This is a genomic window from Buchnera aphidicola (Panaphis juglandis) (assembly GCF_964059065.1).
Taxonomy (GTDB): Bacteria; Pseudomonadota; Gammaproteobacteria; order Enterobacterales; family Enterobacteriaceae; genus Buchnera_L; species Buchnera_L aphidicola_AM.
Window position 1 is genome coordinate 85989 of record NZ_OZ060378.1, and the last position, 19719, is coordinate 105707.

Here is a 19719-nt window from a genome sequence, read left to right on the forward strand (position 1 = left end):
TTATTTTTAATTTTTATTGGAGTTTTAACATGAAAAAAAATGATATTGGTGTAATTGGTATGGCAGTAATGGGAAGAAATTTAGCTTTAAATATTGCAAAATCTGGTTATAATGTTGCAATTTTTAATCGAACAATAAATAAAACAAAGGATGTAATGTTAAAATGTTCAGAAAAAAATATATCACCTTATTTTTTGATTCAAGATTTTCTGAGATCTTTAAAAAAACCTAGACGTATTTTGTTAATGGTTCAATCAGGACAAGCAACAGATGATATTATTAATGTTCTAACTCCTTATTTAAATTCTGGAGACATCATTATTGATGGAGGAAATTCTTTTTATAAAGATACTATAAGAAGATCAAAGGATTTACTGAAAAATAATGTTAGTTTTCTTGGTGTAGGTATTTCTGGTGGTGAATATGGTGCGTTAAATGGTCCATCAATCATGCCAGGAGGACAAAAAAGTGCATATGATATTGTAAAACCGATTTTCAAATCTATTGCATCAAAATTTAAAAATCAACCTTGTGTTGCTTATATTGGTCCAAATGGTTCTGGTCATTATGTAAAAATGGTTCATAATGGTATTGAGTATGCTGATATGCAATTAATATCAGAAGTGTATATTATTTTAAAAAATATAGTTAATTATAGTAATAAAGAAATTTCTGATGTTTTTGATATATGGAATCAAGGAGAATTAAATAGTTATTTAATAGATATTACTAAAAATATTCTTCGTAAAAAAGATCATAATGGTGATTTAATAGATTATGTTTTAGATGAAGCAGTAAATAAAGGAACTGGAAAATGGACGTGTCAAGATGCATTAGATTTACATGAATCATTAAATGTTATTACTGAATCTGTTTTTGCGAGGTATGTATCTTCTCTAAAATCACAAAGAATGTTAGCATCAAAAATATTATCTGGACCTAATGTTTCTTTAGTTTCATCACATAAAGATGATTTTATTGAAGATCTTCGTAAAGCGTTGTATTTATCAAAAATTATAGCTTATTCTCAAGGATTTTCACAACTTGGTTCTGCTTCTAAAAAATATTATTGGAATTTAAAATGTCACGAAATTGCAAGCATATTCCGATCAGGTTGTATCATTCAAGCAGATTTTTTAAATCAACTTGTTGAAATATATAAATATGATAATATTATTATTAATTTATTATTATCTCCCTATTTTCAAGATATTTCAAAACAATATCAAAGTTCTCTTCGTAAAATAGTATCATACGTTGTTAAACAAGGTATTGCAATTCCTGCATTAGTATCCTCTTTGACATATTATGATAGTTATAGAACTTCACAGTCTTCAGCGAATTTAATACAAGCTCAAAGAGATTGTTTTGGTGCACATACATATAAAAGGAATGATAAATCAGGTGTTTATCATACGAATTGGTTAGAATAATTATTATTGATATCAAAATTTTATTTTAAATAGATTAATTAATTTTATTTTATTAATTTTAGTCTATTTAAAATATTTTATTTTTTGAAATATTTTTATTGTATTCATGATATTTGTTTTTTATAATCATTACATTGTAAATCTATGAAAAAAAAAATTTTAGTTACTTGTGCATTACCATATTCTAATGGAGATTTGCATATTGGTCATATGTTAGAGCATATTCAGGCAGATATTTGGGTTCGTTATTATAAAATGAGAAAAAGGGAAGTATGGTTTGTTTGTTCTGATGATACACATGGTACTGCAATTATGCTAAAGGCTCGTGAACTCAATGTATCTCCAAAATTATTAATATTAAATACTTTTAAAGAACATGTCTTTGATTTTCAGTCTTTTAATATTAATTATGACTATTATTCTTCTACACATCACATACAAAATTTTTATTGGACAAAAAAATTATATTATCGATTAAAATTAAGAAATTTATTACAAATAAAAAATATTGACCAATTATATGATACTGATAAAGATATTTTTTTACCTGATCGATTTGTAAAAGGTACTTGTCCAGTGTGTTATTCAAAAAATCAATATGGAGATCATTGTGAATCATGTGGTAGTATTTATAAAGCAAGTATGTTAATTAGTCCGATTTCTAATATTTCTAATACTATACCAATTATAAAAAATTCAAAACATATATTTTTAGATTTATCTATTTTACAAAAAAAACTTTATCAATGGATAATATCTGGAGTTGTAAATAAAAACGTTGTTAATAAAATTAAAGAGTGGTTTTTAAAAGATTTACATTCATGGAATATTTCTAGAGATTATCCTTATTTTGGTTTTAAAATACCTGATTTTTATGATAAATATTTTTATGTTTGGTTAGATGCCCCGATGTCTTATATTAGTACATTTAAATGTTTATGTAATTATAATTCATTATTGAATTTTGATGAATTTTGGAAAAAAAATTCTCATACTGAGTTATATCATTTTATCGGTAAAGATATAACATATTTTCATGTGTTATTTTGGCCATTAATGTTAGAGGTTCTTGGTTTTAGGAAGCCAACTAAAATTTTTGTTCATGGTCATTTAACATTTCAAGGGAAAAAAATATCTAAATCTAAAAACTCATTTATTACTGCTAAAAAATGGTTAAAATATTTTGATTCTGATAGTTTAAGATATTATTATGCTTCTAAATTATCTTCTAAAATTGAAGATATCGAGATGAATTTAAAAGATTTTGAGAATAAAATTAATTCTGATATTGTAAATAAAGTTGTGAATCTAGCATCACGCAGTTCAAGTTTTCTGAGTAAATATTTTAATAATATTTTATCTAAAAAAATACAAAATATGCATTTATATCAACAGTTTACTGATGCATCTTTTGAAATAGGAAGATTATTTGAGAATCGTGAGTTTAGTTTAGTTATTAAAAAGATTATTTTTTTAACAGACATAGCGAATCAGTATTTTAATGAACAAAAGCCTTGGAAGTTATTATTAACAACTCATAAAACTTTATTACATGAAATTTGTACTATGGGAATTAATTTGTTTCGTATAATTATGACATTTTTAAAACCTATTATTCCTGATTTAGCTAAAAGATCTGAATCTTTTTTATTAATTCATTTGTCATGGAATAATATAGATACTCCTTTATTGAATCATCGTATTTCTATTTTTAGAGTTTTATATCATAGAATTAAAGTTAGTGATTTAAATAATGATTTGAATCATTAAAAATATCGATCCAGGAGATGTTCCATTTATTTACATCATGATTTTTTTTTTTAAAGTGAGGGATAATTAATACCCCCATTATTGCAATCAATTGATCATTATAAAATAATGCTGGTATTTGATTGCGATACCATGGCGGTATTTTATTTTTTTGCCAAATATTTTTCATGTTTTTTATTTTTGAATCATTCAATAATGTTTTTTTGTTTATTGTAAAGCGTATACTAACCAAATCAGAATTTTTTGGATACGGTACTTGAATTCCTTTTTTTTCTGGAATTATATATCCTAATTTATTTATTAATTTTAATGGTTTTTTAGTATTATGCCAAAAAATAATGGTGTTTTTTAAAGATTTAAATTTTTTAATTTGAAATATATAATTTTTATAGCGTCTAATTTCATATTTTTTAATAGTTATGATGTATTTTGTATTTTTTTTATTTTGAATAATTTTATAATAAATTTCTTGTGTTTGAATGTATGAAATTACATTTTTTGTATATAAAAATATCCATCTTCTAATTAATGATTTTTGTACTACTTTAGGATAATTATGAAAAGTTTCTATTGGTATAGCATTATCTATTGTTTTTATTTTTAATAAAATCTCATCTAAGAAATAATTTAAAGCTATTGTTTGATTATCACATAATTTCATACTTTTTACACAATTTTTAATAAAAAAATTCCATCTTTTTTCGATCAAATTTATAATATTATTTCTAATAAAATTTCTGTCATATTTATCGATTAAGTTGCTATCATCATCAATCCACTGGATTTTGTTTAATAATGCCCATTCTAAAAGTTCGTTTTTGCTTTTTTTTAGAAGAGGACGGATAATGTATTTATCATGACCTAAGGATTGAATTTCAGGTATTCCAGATAAACCTGATGGACCACTACCTCTTTTTAGAGCTAAAAATAACGTTTCACACTGATCATTTAAGTGATGGCTAGTTAGTAATATTTCTCCTTTAATCATGTGTTTTTTTATAATTTTATATCGTATGTTTCTTGCAGTTTCTTGCACGTTATTTTTAATTTTTAATTTATTTTTTTTTATTACTAATTCAATTTGATTTTTTTTACAAATTTTTTTACAGTGTTGACTCCATAATAAGGCATTTTTTTCAATGTTGTGATTTATATGAATTGCTCGAATTTTCAAGAATGGGTATTTTTTAGTAAATGGTATTAATTGATACAATAATACTGTTGAGTCTAATCCACCACTATATGATATTAATATTCTTTGATTTTTTTTTATTTTTTTAATAAATTTATTAATCAATTTTTTATAACCTAAATTTATTTATTAATTTTAAAATAATATGTAGTATATGAATTACTATTATTAATGCGTTCGAGTGGATTTGAACCACTGGCTTTCACCATGTCATGGTGACACTCTAACCAACTGAGTTACGAACGCTAAATATGAATAATAAAATTTGATTTTATATAAAATATATTAAATATTATGAGTTTTTTATGATATTTTGAATCATTATAGATATTATAATTAATATAATTTTATAATCAATGTTTTATTAAGGATATTTTAATGTTTACTGGAATTATTCAAGGTTTAGCAGTTGTTATGATGATTCATAAAAATCATCAATTATATACATTGCAATTAAAGTTTCCTTTATTGTTATTAAATAATTTAAAAATTGGTGCATCTGTTTCTAATAATGGATGTTGTTTAACAGTTACAAAAATCCAAAAAGATAATGTTTATTTTGATATTATACAAGAAACTTTGAAACTTACTAATTTATCTATTTTAAGAATTGGTTCTACAGTAAATATTGAACGTTCGTTATGTTTTGGTGATGAAATTGGTGGGCATTTGTTATCTGGTCATATTATAACAACTGCTACTATACATAATGTAATTCATTTTAAAAGTCAAAAACGTTTTTTTTTAAATATAGATGATATTCGTATTATGAAGTATATATTCCGAAAAGGTTTTATTGCAATTGATGGCATCAGTTTGACAATTAATACAGTTTTTAAGAATACTATTTGTGTTGATTTGATACCTGAGACTATATCTTGTACTAATATTGGTTCAAGAAAGATTGGTGAAAAAGTAAATATTGAAGTAGATTACTACACGCATATTATGATTGATAATATGAAGAGGATTTTAAATAAAAAATTTATTTAATTATATTAAATTATTTTATATTACAATAAATTTCGTGATTCGTATTTAATATGTATTTTTTTATATGATTTTTAAGTTTGATTGAATATTTTTAATATTTTGAGTGAATAAAACGAATGGATACATTGATTTTATTAGATGAATTAAAGAATAGGGGTTTTATTTCTAAAGTTAGTGATGAATCTAATTTAGAAAGCATTTTATTAAATTCTGATATTACAGTTTATTGTGGTTTTGATCCTACATCAAATAGTTTGCATGTTGGTCATTTATTACCTTTGTTGTGTTTACAGTGGTTTCAAAAATATGGTCATAAAATTGTGATTTTAGTTGGTTATGCTACAAGTTTAATTGGTGATCCGAGTTTTAAATCTCAAGAACGGAAATTAGGTATACCAACTCATATGTTAAATTGGAGTTCACAAATTTCACAGCAGATTGTTGATTTTTTTGAAAAAAATAATTTGTGTAGTCCAATTATTGTCAATAATTATGATTGGTTTAAAAAAATTAATGTAATTGATTTTTTACGAGATATTGGAAAATTTTTTTCAATTAATAAAATGATTAGTCGAAAATCAGTAGAGATGCGTATTAATAGAGCAGGTCAAGGTATATCATTTACTGAATTTTCTTATAATCTTTTACAATCTTATGATTTTTTACAGTTATATAAAAAACATCAAGTTATGTTACAGATTGGAGGTTCTGATCAATGGGGTAATATTTCTTCTGGTATTAATTTAGTTCGTAGGATTTTTCATAAGCAGGTTTTTGGTTTAACTGTTCCATTATTAACTCAAGACAATGGTATTAAATTTGGTAAAACAGAAAATAATAAAATTATCTGGTTAGATAGTAATCGTACAACACCATATGCTTTTTTTCAATTTTGGTTAAATATTAGTGATACTCAAGTTTATAGTTTTTTAAAGTTATTTACTTTTTTAAAGATATCAGAAATTGATCAATTAAAGCGTTCATTAGAGAATATTAATGATGCAAAATTATTACTTGCAGAATTAATTACAAAAATGGTGCATGGAATAAATCAGGTAAATGCAGTGAAAAGAATTACTCAGAGTCTTTTTGGTGGAAATATAATGGATTTAACGAAATCGGATTTTTTGCAATTAAAAAAAGATGGTATTCCATATTTTAATTTAAATTCTGGAATTAATTTTTTAAAACATATATTGGTTCAATCTCATTTGTGTAGTTCTATAAGTGAATCTAAACGTGTAATCTCTGGATTCGGGATTAAAATTAATGGTAAAAAAGTAATGAATCCAGAATATTTATTCTGCAAAGATGATCAAATTTTTAGTAAATATACTATATTATCTAAAGGAAAAAAAAATCATTTGTTACTGTGTTGGTAGTTTTTATTAAATTTTAAATAGTAATGTGAAAACTTTCACCACATCCACAAAATGTATCTATTTTTTTGTTTTTAAAAATTATACTAAAATTAATACCATCATTTTTTAATAAATCTATTTCTGTTCCGTCAATTAATTTAATATTTTTTTTAATTACATAAATATTAATATCTTTTATATGATATATATAAAATTGATCTTTATCTTTTATATCTTCTTTTTTTATTAAATATAAATGATATTTCCAACCAGCACAACCTGATTTTTTAATTTTTATTTCTATTCCTATACTATTATTTTTTTTTTTTATTAATTTATTAAGATATTTTTGTGCGTTTTCTGTAATAAAAATACCTTTTTTATTGATTTTTTTCATTTTTATTTTTTTCCATGAATATAATGTGTATTAATAGTTTAATTACAAATTATACATTTTAAATATATTTTATAACATTTGATTTATTTAATTGTGATTATTCATAATTTTTTTAATTATGACATCTTTATTCTTTATTTAGAATTTATATTAATATTTTTATTTTATTTATTTTATTAAATAAAATACAGATTTATTGAAAATTGGATTATTTTTATATTTTTATATTTTTATTAAATTTTTATGTTCTTTATTTTTACAATGGTTTTTCATGTTATATACTTAAATTTTATTTGAATGGATAAAATATTTTTTTATATAATATTTATTTCATATGTACACGTATATTTTGATTTTTATTATATAATACAACATTATTTTGAGATGATTATGAAAAAAACAGATGAACTGCGTACTACAAGAATTGATCCATTAGTAACTCCATACGATCTAGCACAGCGTTATTCCTTAACCTCTAATATTATTGATAATGTTATTACTGCGAGAAAAAATATTGCTAACATTTTAACCGGCAAAGACTCTCGTTTATTAGTAGTTGTTGGCCCATGTTCAGTACATGATACTGTTGCAGCTGTAGAATATGCTCATCGATTAAATATATTACGTAAAAAATATTCTTCTCGTCTTGAAATTATTATGCGTACATATTTTGAGAAACCTAGAACTGTGGTTGGATGGAAGGGTTTGATTTCAGATCCTGATCTTGATAATAGTTTCAAAGTAAATGATGGGTTATCTGTAGCACGTAAATTGCTTTTAGATATTAATACAATAGGAATGCCAGCAGCTACAGAATTTTTAGATATGGTTATTGGACAATTCATTGCAGATTTAATTAGCTGGGGAGCAATTGGAGCACGTACTACCGAGAGCCAAATACATCGAGAAATGGCTTCTGCTTTATCATGTCCTGTTGGTTTTAAAAATGGAACAGATGGTAATATTAATATTGCCATTGATGCTATTCGAGCAGCTCAAGTAAAGCATTTATTTCTTGCTCCTAATAAAAATGGACAAATGACAATTAATCATACTAGTGGTAATCCTTTTGGTCATATTATTATGAGAGGGGGTAAACGTCCTAATTATCATCCTGATGATATTAAAAAAGCAGTAAAGAAATTAAATTTTTTTCATTTACCAGAATATTTAATGATTGATTGTAGTCATGGAAATTGTCTAAAACAACATCGAATACAGTGCAAAGTTGCTGAAGCAATTTGTAAACAAATTAAAGATGGTTCGAAAAATATTACAGGTGTTATGATTGAAAGTTTTTTACAGGAAGGATCGCAGAATATTGCCCCAAAAAATAAATTAATATATGGAAAATCTATTACCGATCCGTGTTTAGGCTGGGATGATAGTGTTTTAATTATTGATCAATTGGCAAAATCCGTTGATAGTCGATTTTAAAAATAGTACCAGTCAGAATGACTGGTATTTTTTTGAATGTGTTTGTAATATTAGTTAGTATAATATTGATATTATAGTATTTATTTTTATAAATAAAATATTAAACATTATTATTGTATAATGATAATACTTTTTTAAATTTTAATATAAGGATGTAGTTATGCCTGTTATTACATTACTTAATGGAAAAAAAAGGACATATGAATCTAATATTTCATTAGTAAATGTAGCAGAAGATATTAGAGTTGGATTTTCTAGGTATTGTACTGGAGCTGTCGTTAATGGTCAATTAAAAAATATGTATTTCTTGATTCAAGAAGATTCTAATGTTCACATTTTAACTATGAAGGATCATCAAACTATTGATTTACTTAAGTATTCATGCATTCATCTATTATCATATGCATGTAAAATAATATGGAAGGATTCTAAATCTGGTATTGGAGGTATTATTGATGATAAGTTTTATTATGATTTTGATTTTGATGGTTCTATTTCAGAAAAAGATATATTGCGATTAGAACAAATTATGAAATCATTTATTAAAAAAAAATATGATATTATTTTTCAAAAAATATTGTATTCTGATTTGAAAAAATCATTATTATTAAACGGAGAATTTTATAATTCGAAATATATTGAGAAATATTTTTTTAATCATAAATTTGTTCCTGTATACTTTCATCAGAGATATTTTAGTATTGATTTAGGTCCTCAAGTTCCGAATGTTAGATTTTGTAAATATTTTAAATTACAAAATATTTCAGGTGCATACTGGAATGGTAATAAAAATAACAAGATGTTAAAACGTATTTATGGTATTGTTGGTCTTAATAAAATTTATATTTCAGATTTTTTAAAAAAAATAAAAATTAATCAAGAAAAAGATCATAGAATTATTAATAAAAAAATGAAGCTGTATCATAAACAAAAAGAATCTCCTGGAATGATTTTTTGGCATAAAAATGGATGGACTATTTTTCAAGAATTGAAAAAGTTTATTCGTTTACAACTCCAAATTTGGAAATATGATGAGGTACAAACACCATTAATTATAAATGAATCACTTTGGAAGAAAAGTGGACATATTGATAATTTTCGTGAATCAATGTTTTTTACTATTTCTGAAAATGATAGTTATTGTATTAAGCCTATGAATTGTCCTGCACACATACAAATATTTAATAAACATATTCAATCATATAGGGATTTACCGGTACGTATAGCAGAATTTGGTATTTGTCATCGTAAAGAAACTTCAGGTTCTTTATATGGATTATTACGTCTAAAACATTTTACACAAGATGATGCGCATATATTTTGTACGGAAGAACAAGTTCAACAAGAAATTGTAAATTGTATTAAGATGATATATAGTTCATATGAGGTTTTTGGTTTTAAAGAAATATATATTAATTTTTCTACAAGACCAAAAAAAAGAATTGGTAATGATGATATTTGGAATAAAGCAGAATTAAGTTTAAAAAATGCATTATTATCTAGTAATGTTGATTTTGAATATAAAGTCGGTGAAGGTGCTTTTTATGGTCCAAAAATTGAATTTATTTTAAAAGATTGTTTAAATAGATTGTGGCAATGTGGTACAATACAACTTGATTTTTATTTACCTCAGAGATTTAATTCATTTTATGTTTCTAGTAATAATGAAAAGAAAGTTCCAATTATGATTCATAGAGCAATTTTAGGTTCTATAGAACGTTTCATTGGTATTTTATTAGAACAGTATTCAGGTTATTTACCAATTTGGTTATCTCCAGTTCAAGTTGTTGTAATTAGTATTCATCATCAACATCATCAATATGTTTTAGAAATACAAAAAAAAATTTCTTTATTAGGTATTAGAAATAAAATTGACATAAATAATGAAAAAATAAGTTTTAAGGTTAGAAAATATATTTTAGAGCGTGTTCCTTATATATTAATTTGTGGTGATACAGAAGTAAATAATCATCAAGTCAATGTTCGTAGTATAAAAAATAATTTTTTACAATTGATGAGTATTGATGCATTTATAGAAAAAATAAAATATGAAATTCAGTTTCGTACATTTTGAATTTTGTTTGGAGGAATTCATTATTAAATCTAGCAAACGTATGACATCAATAAAACATAATCGTATTAATGATGAAATTAAAGTACATGAAGTTAGGTTAATTGGGGTAAATAATGAATTAATTGGTATTGTTACCATTAATCAAGCATTGCAGTATGCAAAACGATTAAAACTAGATTTAGTAGAAATTAGTCCTAATGCTATTCCTAGTGTTTGTCGTATCATGGATCATGGTAAATTTTTATATCAGAAAAATAAAAATCTTAAAGAACAAAGAAAAAAACAAAAAGTAATACAGATTAAAGAAGTAAAATTTCGACCTAATACTGATAAAGGTGATTATCAAGTTAAATTAAAGAATTTATCTCGTTTTTTAAAACAAGGTAATAAAGTAAAAGTTACATTAAGATTTAGAGGTCGTGAAATGACGTACCAACATATTGGAGTTGATGTGTTAAAAAGAATTAAAAATGATTTGAATGATATATGTGTCATTGAATCATTTCCATTGAAAATTGAAGGTCGTCAAATGGTAATGATGTTGTCTCCTAAAAAAACATAAATTTTGTATTATTGACGTTAGGTAACATGTGATGCCAAAATTGAAAACATTAAAAAGCGCTTCAAAGAGGTTTAAAAAAACTGCATCTCATCAATTTAAATATAAACAATCGAATTTGCGTCATATTTTAACTAAAAAAACTACTAAAAAAAAAAGACATCTTAGAAAAAAAATGATAGTTTCACAATCTAATAAAATGAAAATTCGATCTTTTTTTCCATATTTATAATATAAATATTTATTTTATAAAAATTATTTCAATATTTTATAATGAGGTTTCAATGGCTCGTGTTAAACGCGGTGTAATTACTCACGCGAAACATAAAAAAATTTTAAAACAAGCAAAAGGGTATTATGGTGCTCGATCTCGTTCATATCGCGTAGCAAAGCAAGCAGTGATTAAAGCTGGTCAGTACGCTTATCGTGATAGAAGAACGAAAAAAAGAAATTTTAGAAAACTATGGATTACACGTATTAATGCATCTGTACGTCAGCATGATATTTCATATAGTCGTTTTATATATGGTTTAAAAAAAATGAATATTATTATTAATCGTAAGATGTTATCAAATATTTCTATTTTACATCATGGTGAATTTAATTTATTAATAAAAAAAGTACAAGATCATTTAAAATCAATGGATTGATATTTTATAACATTTTTATACTTGATAATATAAGCTTCCTTATTTGGAAGCTTTTTAAAAGTATGTATGTTTAGGAAAAAAAATGAATACATCAAGTATGATTTTTAATAAATCTAAATTTTTAAGTTTTTTCAATGTTGAATTAAAAAAAATTAAGAATATTCAGGATTTGGAAAGATTACGAGTTAAATATCTTGGTAAACAAGGAATTATTGTTGTTGAAATTAAAAAAATCAAATATTTACAATTATCAGATCGAAAACATATAGGTAAAATGATTAATGATATTAAAAATATGATTAATAAAAATATTATCAATAAAAAATTGCAACTTGATAAATATAAGATTAAAAAAAATATTGATATTGATAAAATAGATGTATCTCTACCTGGTCGAAGAAAAAATATTGGTACAATGCATCCTATTACTAAAGTAATTTATCAAATAGAATCTATTTTTTGTAATTTAGGTTTTAATATAATTAATAAAAATCTGGAAATTGAAAACCAATACTATAATTTTGATGCTTTAAATATTCCTATATTTCATCCAGCGAGAAATATACAAGATACATTTTGGTTTGATTCAAACCGTTTATTAAGAACACAAACCTCGAATATGCAAATTCATGAAATAGAAAAAAAAATATTGCCAATTAAAATTATTATACCTGGAAAGGTATATCGAAGAGATTATGATCAAACACATAGTCCAATGTTTCATCAAGTTGAAGGTTTAGTAATTGATAAAAATATTACATTTTCAAATTTAAAATGGGTAATTGTAAATTTTTTAAATATTTTTTTTAATCAACATATGAAAATCAGATTTCGTTCTTCATATTTTCCTTTTACTGTTTTATCATCAGAAGTTGATATTATGAGTAATAAAAATAATTGGTTAGAGGTTTTAGGTTGTGGTATGGTTCATCCAAATATTTTACATAGATTTGGTATTGATACTGATGTGTATTCCGGTTTTGCTTTTGGTTTAGGTGTAGAAAGAATGGTTATGTTGTATTATGGAATTAATGATTTACGAGTACTGTTAAAAAATGATTTAAAATTTCTTCAACAATTTAAAAGAAGTAGGTATTTTTAATGAAAATTAGTGAACATTCTTTAAGAAGTTGGATTAATATAGATTGGGATTTGAAAAAAATTTGTGAAAAAATTACTTTTTCTGGTTTAGAAGTTGAAGAGATAGAAGAATTTTATTGTTCTTTTCCAGGTATTATTGTTGGTGAAATTATTTCTATTAGTTCTCATTTATCTTTTAAAAAAATGAATATAATTCAAGTGGATATTGGAAAAAATTTTCTGATAAATATTTTATGTGATATAAAATATTCCATTTTTAAAAAAATGAAGGTTTTAGTTGCTACAATTGATTCAGGATTGTTAAATATGAATACAATAAAAAATTTATATATAAAATATGGGATTTTTTTAGGTGGAATATTATGTTCATATGATGATTTAAAATGGTTTGGTGGTGATAATATTGTTGAGTTACCTGTTTGTGCTCCTATTGGAATAAATCTTAAAAATTATTATTCATATTTCGATAAATTCATTAAAATTAATGTTACTCCTAATCGAATAGATGCATGTAGTATTTTTGGTATTGTTCGAGATATATGCATTTTGAAGAATTTAGATTTACCAAAAATATTTCATGGTTTTATTCCTTCAAAAAGTTCAAAAAAGTGTAAGATTCATGTTCAAATTAATAATGTAATTCATAAATGTCTTGGAAGATTAATTAATAATATTGATTTGAAAACCCCAACTCCAATTTGGATGAAAGAAAAGTTAAGAAAATATAAAATACTTTCTGTAAATATTGTTATAGATATTATGAATTATGCTTCTATTCATTTTGGTCAATCTTTGTATATATTTAGTTTTTTAAAAGATTTTAATGATATATCTTTAAAATTTTATAATGGAAATATAAATTTTAAAAATTATCAAAAAAATATTATTCTTAATGATCGAATCTTGATTTTGCAACATAAATCTGATTTATTAGCAATATTGGGTCATATAGATTTTAATTATTTTAATATAGATACACAGCATACAAATTTATTTATTGGATCTTTTTTTTTTGATCAAAATTCATTAAATCAATCAATATATCAGTTTAAAAAAAATAATAAAAGTCAATGTAATGAATATTTTGTAGATCCTAGTAATCAAAAACAGGTTATAGAATATGTAACAAATTTATTTTTAAAAATTTGTGGTGGAATTTCAGGATCAGTTACTAGTATTCAATCAGAAGAGTATTACAATTATCAAAATCGAAAAATTAAATTCCATGTGAATATGGTGAAAAATATAACTGGTTGTATGATTGATTATGAGATTATTAAAAGTATTTTAATAAGATTGGGTTATCATTTAAGTACTCATCCTCATATTTTATATGTAGTTCCTCCAAAATGGCGTATTGATATTGCTATTTCTGAAGATGTTGTATCTGATATTATGAGGATTTATAATTATAGTTTTATTCCTGAATTACCTTTAAATAATAATATTGTTATTTCAAAATATGATTCATCAGAATTTTTTTTAAAAAGAGTAAAATATAGTTTAATAGATCGTGGATATAATGAAGTTGTAACTTATAGTTTTGTTAATTCTGATAAACAAAGAGTTTTTTATCCCAAAGAAAAATTTTTATATCTATTAAATCCTATTTCTCAAGATATGTCATGTATGCGTCATTCATTATGGATAGGTTTGATAGAAACTTTATTATATCATCAAAATCGTCAATTTGAAGAATTGAGATTTTTTGAGAGTGGTTTATGTTTTTATAAAAATAGTGAAAAAGAATTAGGGGTTGATCAGATATTTCATGTATCAGGGATTATTGGTAATACGAAATATAAATATCATTGGGATGTTTCAGCAAGAAATTTTGATTTTTATGATATTAAGGGTGATGTAGAGTGTATTTTTGAAACCCTAGGATATTTAGAAAATATTAATTTTATACCATATAAATATTCTGGATTACATCCCAATAAAAGTGTAAAAATATTATTTAATAATAAATTAATTGGTGGAATGGGTGAATTGGATCCATATATATTAAAAAAATTTAATTTAAAATATTCTGTATTTTTATTCGAAGTTTTTTGGGATTATTTGATTTTTAAAGATAATACTCGTATAAAACGTATTTCAGAATTTCCTTTGAGTCAAAGAGATGCATCAATCATAATCAGTAATGAAATTTTAGTAAATGATATTGTTATATTATGTAAAAATCATTTTAAAGATAAGTTGCTTGATATTAAAATTTCAGATATATATCAAGGTCCATCAATTCCTTATGGAAAAAAAAGTATCACTTTAACTTTTGTTTTTCAAAGTGCAGTGACTACATTATGTGATCGGGATATTGAAGAAATGATGTGTTGGTATATGAAATATTTAAATATTCATTTTCAAGCGATATTACGTAATTAAAAATTTGTTTCATATTATATTCTGTAGTATTGATGTTAATTTTATAATTCATTAAAATTTATTACTTTTAAAAATATTTTTTTTATTTTTATTAATAATGATATTCTATTAATAGTAACATTTTTAATTTTATGTTCTACATAATGATTATCTAAAAAACTATTGATAAATTTTTGTAATATTGATAATATTATTAAATTTTTTTTATATTTTTTTTTTTTTATTAAATATTCAATCATATCATTACTTTTTTTTATTTTTATAAAAAATAGTTGTTCTTTTTTATTTTGAAATAGTTTTTCGTTAATTTGGTATACACTTGTTTTTTTTATTTTGTTTTTTTTAATTAAATTATTAATTCTTTTATATGTTGTGATGATATCGATGAAACATTTTTTTTTTTGTAATTTATTTAAATATTTTATATTATTATCCATATCTAATAAATTATTTTTATAATATTCGAATATTGAATTAATAATCTTAGTATCATATTTTTTTTTATAGAATGAGTATAACCTATATAATATGAATTGAAAGATATTATCATTAATGTTTTGTGGTATATTTTGAAAATTGTAACTTGAAATTGATATATTAATTATTTTTTTTAAATTGATATTAATTTTTTTTTCAATAATTATTCGTATGATACCAATTGATAGTCTTCTTAAAAAGAATGGATCTTTATCTTGTTTGGGTTTAATGTTAATTAAAAATAATCCAACCAATGTATCAATTTTATCAGTCAAAGATAATGTACAACCTAAGATACTAGATGGTAATTGATCCCCTAAAAAATTAGGTTGATACTGTTCTTTTAATGCAATTGATATGTTCTGAGGTTCATTATGATATAATGAGTAATACATACCAATTATTCCTTTTAATTTAGGAAACTCATATACCATGTAGGTTTTTAAATCACATTTTGATAAATATGCACACCTAATGCTATCATTAATATTTGATTTTGTGTATTGAATAACATTTTTAATAAGTATAATATTTCTTTTTGTCTTATCAAATAAATTTCCTAATTTTTCATAAAATATTATTTTTTTTAATAATGGAAGATATTCTTGTAATTTTAATTTATAATCTTGATTAAGAAAAAATAATACATCAGATAATTTTGCTGTTAGAACCCTTTCGTTTCCATAGATAATATTTTTAGTTTCTATAGAATTAGTATTTGCAACAATAATAAAATATGGTTGCAGTTGTTCAGTATAAATGTTATATATTGGTAAATATTTTTGCATAGATTCCATAACATATATTAAAATTTCTTTTGGGATTTTTAAAAAAATTTTTTTAAATTTTCCGTATAATATTTTTGGATATTCTACTAAACATGATATTTCATTTAATAAAGAAGGATTTAATTTAATTTTTCCATTGAGTTGATATGCTAATTTTTCTGATTGGTACTGAATTTTTTTTTTTCTTAATGAGAATTTAGCTATTACTTTTCCATATTTATACAGTATATGTTCGTATTCTTTAGCATGGTTAATTTTTATTTTTTTAAAAATTGTGAATATATTTCCATATAAATATTTTTTTATTGAGAATCCAAATTTATTAAAAGGAATAATTTGGTCATCTAATAATATAATTATATTTCTAATTGGTCGAATGAATTTTATGTTGTGTTCATTCCATGACATTTCTGTTAATGTTTTTATATTTTTTAAAGTCAACAAAAAAATTTTCATTAAAATAGATTTTAAAGATATTATTTCATATTTTTTATATATTAACCATTTTCCTTTTTTAGTTTTTAGTATCGTTGTGTCTTTTATTTGAATATTTAGTTTTTTTAACCATGATGATGCTGGTATTTTTAAATTTCCATGATGATCAAATGAATTTTCAACAGAAGGTCCTTTTAAACAGTAGTTTTTTTTAATTGATAGTGTACTAATTTTATTGATTTGTAATGCGATTCTTCTTGGAGAATCAAAAAGATTTATTTTTGAAAAATGAATTTTATTTTGATTTAATTGATTTAAAAAATTTTCGTAAAAATTTTTTGCAATTTCTCTAATATATTGAGCTGGTATTTCTTCGGTTTGTAGTTCTATTAAAAATGTTTTATAATTCATGTGATATATTTACCAGTGAAGTAATTGAAAATTTTATTTTGATTGATCTTTATGATAATATTGAGCAATGATTTTCACAATAGATCGTATTTTTAATATTAGATTTGTTCGTTCAGTATTAGAAATTATTTGTCTTGCATCTAATAAGTTAAAATTATGTGTGGCATGCAAGATGTGTTCGTATGCAGGTAATAAAAGTGGTTTTTGAAATGATAATAATCTTTTTGATTCAGACAAATGTTCGTAAAATAGTTTTTTTAAAAATTTAATGTTCGAATGTTGAAAATTATATAGTGATTGTTCGATTTCATTTTTATAAAATAGTTGTTTATATGATAGACAATACGATTCATTTTGATCCCAAATGATATCATATATATTTTTTTTTTTTTGAATATGCATTGCTGTTCTTTCTATTCCATATGTTATTTCCACTGCTGTTGGTTGACACGTCAATGATCCCATTTTTTGAAAATATGTAAATTGCGTTATTTCCATACCATTTAACCATATTTCCCATCCAAGACCACATGCACCTAATGTTGGATTTTCCCAATTGTCTTCTATGAATCTGATGTCATTATTTTCAATATTAATATCTATAAATTGTAAAGATTGTAAATATAGTTTTTGAATGTTATGTGGAACAGGCTTCATGGTAACTTGAAATTGATAGTATTGTTGTAATCGATTTGGATTTTCTCCATATCTTCCGTCAGTTGGCCTTCTTGATATTTGTAAATAAGCAGTTTTATAAAATTTTTTTCCTATTACTTGAAAAAATGTGCATTGATGAAATGTACCTGCACCAACTGTGATATCGATTGGTTGTATAATAATGCAACCATGTTTTGACCAAAAATTTTTTAATTGTAGAATAATGTTATGACATGTAAAATTGTTTTTTGTTTTCATATTTAATATTTTTAATGTATATGATATTATTTTATTGAAATATACTAATAACATTATAATATTTTTAAATATATTAAATTTTTTTATTTTTTTAATGCAATAATTATAATATTTAATAATATTTCGTAAAATTATACATAATATTTATAATTTTTAATCATGAAGGTAATTTATGTTGGTGATATATGGTGAAGAACGTGTGAAATTAGGTAAAAGCGCCAGTAGAAAATTAAGAAAATGTGATAATAAAATACCAAGTGTGATTTATGGGCTTAATAAACCAATATTATACATATCATTAGATCACCATGCTATATTTAATATTCAATTGAATAAAAGATTTTATGTGAATAATATTATTTTAAATGTTTCTCATAGAGAATATGTAGTTTGTGTGAAGTCTGTTCAAAAACATCCTTTTAAAAATAAATTAATACATATTGATTTTTTATATAAATAAGTTATTATAATTTTCGGTACGTAAAGATATGATCGAAATTTTAATTCAAAATAATCCTTATGATTTTGAATTTTTGCGTACCGATTATGTAATATTATTAATATTATTATTTTATTTTTTTGATTTTTTAAAGTATTAATGATTATTTATTTTTTTTATTAGGTATTTTTTATATTTCCAAAAAATATATATTAATAATATTATTATAAAAATTATTAATGATATTAAAAAATGATGTGAAAATAATTTTTTAGTATAATGAGGATCTTTTATCATCATTCCTGTTATTATACCAGGCATAAAATATAATATTGGCCATATTGTGCATCCCATGAAACTTGGGAAAATAAATTTTTTTATTGGTATTTGCAACATTCCTGACATCATCGGTATTAGGGGTCTAGTAGGTCCAATAAATTTTCCGAATAATATGGTAAAAGTGCTGTATTTATTTAATGTATACTGGATTTTATGAAATAAATGAATATTTTTTTTAAAAATTTTAATCCGATATATTATTTTTTTAAATTTCCAACCAATATAATACGATATATAATCTCCTATGGAACATGCTATAATACTGGTAATCCAAGATGTAAAAAAGGATATTTGTCCTTTTCCAATTAATGTACCTATTGTTGACATTAATACAATTCCAGGAAGAAATAATCCAATCATTGCTAATGATTCTAAAAATGTAATGATCATTACTAATATTAATGGATGTGATGTAAAATGTATCATTAAAATAGATAGCCAATGTTTCATATTTTGTCTTTTGATATTTGATGAACATTATAAAATATTAATATATTTTACAGTATCTTACATAATATTTATTTAGTTATATAATTTTCTATTTTTTAATATATTTTATA

The 19719-nt window shown here is 22.9% G+C and carries 17 protein-coding genes and 1 tRNA gene; 12 read left to right on the plus strand and 6 right to left on the minus strand.

Going from position 1 to position 19719, the window contains the following annotated elements; genetic code table 11:
* Positions 1–29: 29 nt before the first annotated feature.
* Both gndA and metG read left to right on the plus strand, forming a co-directional pair.
* Positions 30–1433: an NADP-dependent phosphogluconate dehydrogenase gene (gndA, locus tag AB4W46_RS00425; protein ID WP_367678582.1), complete on the plus strand. Its 1404-nt coding sequence runs from the start codon at positions 30–32 to the stop codon at positions 1431–1433.
* Between the two features lie 144 nt (positions 1434–1577).
* On the plus strand, positions 1578–3203 hold the full coding sequence (gene metG, locus AB4W46_RS00430; protein ID WP_367678583.1) for a methionine--tRNA ligase: 1626 nt from the start codon (positions 1578–1580) through the stop codon (positions 3201–3203).
* On the opposite strand, the gene tilS is transcribed toward metG, so the two are convergent.
* A complete protein-coding gene (gene tilS / locus AB4W46_RS00435; RefSeq protein WP_367678584.1) occupies positions 3172–4500 on the minus strand; it encodes a tRNA lysidine(34) synthetase TilS in 1329 nt (442 codons plus the stop codon). The two genes, metG and tilS, sit on opposite strands and share 32 nt — an antisense overlap.
* A gap of 67 nt (positions 4501–4567) precedes the next feature.
* A tRNA-Val gene (locus AB4W46_RS00440) sits at positions 4568–4641 on the minus strand.
* A 132-nt stretch (positions 4642–4773) separates the two neighbouring features.
* On the opposite strand from AB4W46_RS00440, the gene AB4W46_RS00445 reads away from it, so the two are divergent.
* Together AB4W46_RS00445 and tyrS are read left to right on the plus strand one after the other, a co-directional pair.
* Entirely contained in the window at positions 4774–5388 is a 615-nt protein-coding gene (locus AB4W46_RS00445; RefSeq protein WP_367678585.1) for a riboflavin synthase subunit alpha, read from the plus strand.
* Positions 5389–5504: 116 nt separating this feature from the next.
* Positions 5505–6770 (plus strand): tyrosine--tRNA ligase, encoded by a 1266-nt coding sequence (gene tyrS / locus AB4W46_RS00450; protein ID WP_367678586.1) that lies wholly within the window; start codon positions 5505–5507, stop codon positions 6768–6770.
* Between the two features lie 13 nt (positions 6771–6783).
* Here the strand turns inward: tyrS and AB4W46_RS00455 are convergent, their stop codons facing one another.
* On the minus strand, positions 6784–7146 hold the full coding sequence (locus tag AB4W46_RS00455) for a HesB/IscA family protein (RefSeq protein WP_367678587.1): 363 nt from the start codon (positions 7144–7146) through the stop codon (positions 6784–6786).
* Between the two features lie 390 nt (positions 7147–7536).
* Between AB4W46_RS00455 and AB4W46_RS00460 the strand changes: the two genes are divergently transcribed.
* The 7 genes from AB4W46_RS00460 to pheT all read left to right on the plus strand — a co-directional run bounded on the left by AB4W46_RS00460 (position 7537) and on the right by pheT (position 15355).
* A complete protein-coding gene (locus tag AB4W46_RS00460) occupies positions 7537–8583 on the plus strand; it encodes a 3-deoxy-7-phosphoheptulonate synthase (RefSeq protein ID WP_367678588.1) in 1047 nt (348 codons plus the stop codon).
* A gap of 160 nt (positions 8584–8743) precedes the next feature.
* On the plus strand, positions 8744–10657 hold the full coding sequence (gene thrS, locus AB4W46_RS00465) for a threonine--tRNA ligase (protein ID WP_367678589.1): 1914 nt from the start codon (positions 8744–8746) through the stop codon (positions 10655–10657).
* Positions 10658–10679: 22 nt separating this feature from the next.
* Complete coding sequence (gene infC, locus AB4W46_RS00470) at positions 10680–11219, plus strand: translation initiation factor IF-3 (protein WP_367678682.1); 540 nt, start codon at positions 10680–10682, stop codon at positions 11217–11219.
* A 31-nt stretch (positions 11220–11250) separates the two neighbouring features.
* The gene (gene rpmI, locus AB4W46_RS00475; RefSeq protein ID WP_367678590.1) at positions 11251–11448 is read left to right on the plus strand and encodes a 50S ribosomal protein L35; all 198 of its coding nucleotides are present in this window, start codon (positions 11251–11253) and stop codon (positions 11446–11448) included.
* Positions 11449–11500: 52 nt separating this feature from the next.
* A complete protein-coding gene (rplT, locus tag AB4W46_RS00480; protein WP_367678591.1) occupies positions 11501–11866 on the plus strand; it encodes a 50S ribosomal protein L20 in 366 nt (121 codons plus the stop codon).
* 97 nt (positions 11867–11963) lie between these two features.
* On the plus strand, positions 11964–12968 hold the full coding sequence (gene pheS / locus AB4W46_RS00485; protein WP_367678683.1) for a phenylalanine--tRNA ligase subunit alpha: 1005 nt from the start codon (positions 11964–11966) through the stop codon (positions 12966–12968).
* The gene (gene pheT, locus AB4W46_RS00490) at positions 12968–15355 is read left to right on the plus strand and encodes a phenylalanine--tRNA ligase subunit beta (protein ID WP_367678592.1); all 2388 of its coding nucleotides are present in this window, start codon (positions 12968–12970) and stop codon (positions 15353–15355) included. The genes pheS and pheT overlap by 1 nt, the downstream gene beginning before the upstream one ends.
* 41 nt (positions 15356–15396) lie before the next feature.
* Here pheT and glyS read toward each other — a convergent pair whose 3' ends face one another.
* The gene (gene glyS, locus AB4W46_RS00495; protein WP_367678593.1) at positions 15397–17466 is read right to left on the minus strand and encodes a glycine--tRNA ligase subunit beta; all 2070 of its coding nucleotides are present in this window, start codon (positions 17464–17466) and stop codon (positions 15397–15399) included.
* Between the two features lie 33 nt (positions 17467–17499).
* A complete protein-coding gene (locus tag AB4W46_RS00500; RefSeq protein WP_367678594.1) occupies positions 17500–18381 on the minus strand; it encodes a glycine--tRNA ligase subunit alpha in 882 nt (293 codons plus the stop codon).
* 172 nt (positions 18382–18553) lie between these two features.
* On the opposite strand from AB4W46_RS00500, the gene rplY reads away from it, so the two are divergent.
* On the plus strand, positions 18554–18841 hold the full coding sequence (gene rplY / locus AB4W46_RS00505) for a 50S ribosomal protein L25 (RefSeq protein WP_367678595.1): 288 nt from the start codon (positions 18554–18556) through the stop codon (positions 18839–18841).
* Positions 18842–18976: 135 nt separating this feature from the next.
* Here the strand turns inward: rplY and AB4W46_RS00510 are convergent, their stop codons facing one another.
* Positions 18977–19609, minus strand: a complete 633-nt coding sequence (locus tag AB4W46_RS00510; protein ID WP_367678596.1) for a DedA family protein — start codon at positions 19607–19609, stop codon at positions 18977–18979.
* Positions 19610–19719 lie beyond the last annotated feature (110 nt).

Excerpts from the sequence above, each read along its gene's own strand:
- gndA (WP_367678582.1), top strand. The coding sequence starts at position 30 with ATGAAAAAAAATGATATTGGTGTAATTGGTATGGCAGTAATGGGAAGA.
- metG (WP_367678583.1), top strand. The coding sequence starts at position 1,578 with ATGAAAAAAAAAATTTTAGTTACTTGTGCATTACCATATTCTAATGGA.
- AB4W46_RS00445 (WP_367678585.1), top strand. The coding sequence starts at position 4,774 with ATGTTTACTGGAATTATTCAAGGTTTAGCAGTTGTTATGATGATTCAT.
- tyrS (WP_367678586.1), top strand. The coding sequence starts at position 5,505 with ATGGATACATTGATTTTATTAGATGAATTAAAGAATAGGGGTTTTATT.
- AB4W46_RS00455 (WP_367678587.1), bottom strand. The coding sequence starts at position 7,146 with ATGAAAAAAATCAATAAAAAAGGTATTTTTATTACAGAAAACGCACAA.
- AB4W46_RS00460 (WP_367678588.1), top strand. The coding sequence starts at position 7,537 with ATGAAAAAAACAGATGAACTGCGTACTACAAGAATTGATCCATTAGTA.
- thrS (WP_367678589.1), top strand. The coding sequence starts at position 8,744 with ATGCCTGTTATTACATTACTTAATGGAAAAAAAAGGACATATGAATCT.
- rpmI (WP_367678590.1), top strand. The coding sequence starts at position 11,251 with ATGCCAAAATTGAAAACATTAAAAAGCGCTTCAAAGAGGTTTAAAAAA.
- rplT (WP_367678591.1), top strand. The coding sequence starts at position 11,501 with ATGGCTCGTGTTAAACGCGGTGTAATTACTCACGCGAAACATAAAAAA.
- pheS (WP_367678683.1), top strand. The coding sequence starts at position 11,964 with ATGATTTTTAATAAATCTAAATTTTTAAGTTTTTTCAATGTTGAATTA.
- pheT (WP_367678592.1), top strand. The coding sequence starts at position 12,968 with ATGAAAATTAGTGAACATTCTTTAAGAAGTTGGATTAATATAGATTGG.
- glyS (WP_367678593.1), bottom strand. The coding sequence starts at position 17,466 with ATGAATTATAAAACATTTTTAATAGAACTACAAACCGAAGAAATACCA.
- AB4W46_RS00500 (WP_367678594.1), bottom strand. The coding sequence starts at position 18,381 with ATGAAAACAAAAAACAATTTTACATGTCATAACATTATTCTACAATTA.
- rplY (WP_367678595.1), top strand. The coding sequence starts at position 18,554 with ATGTTGGTGATATATGGTGAAGAACGTGTGAAATTAGGTAAAAGCGCC.
- AB4W46_RS00510 (WP_367678596.1), bottom strand. The coding sequence starts at position 19,609 with ATGAAACATTGGCTATCTATTTTAATGATACATTTTACATCACATCCA.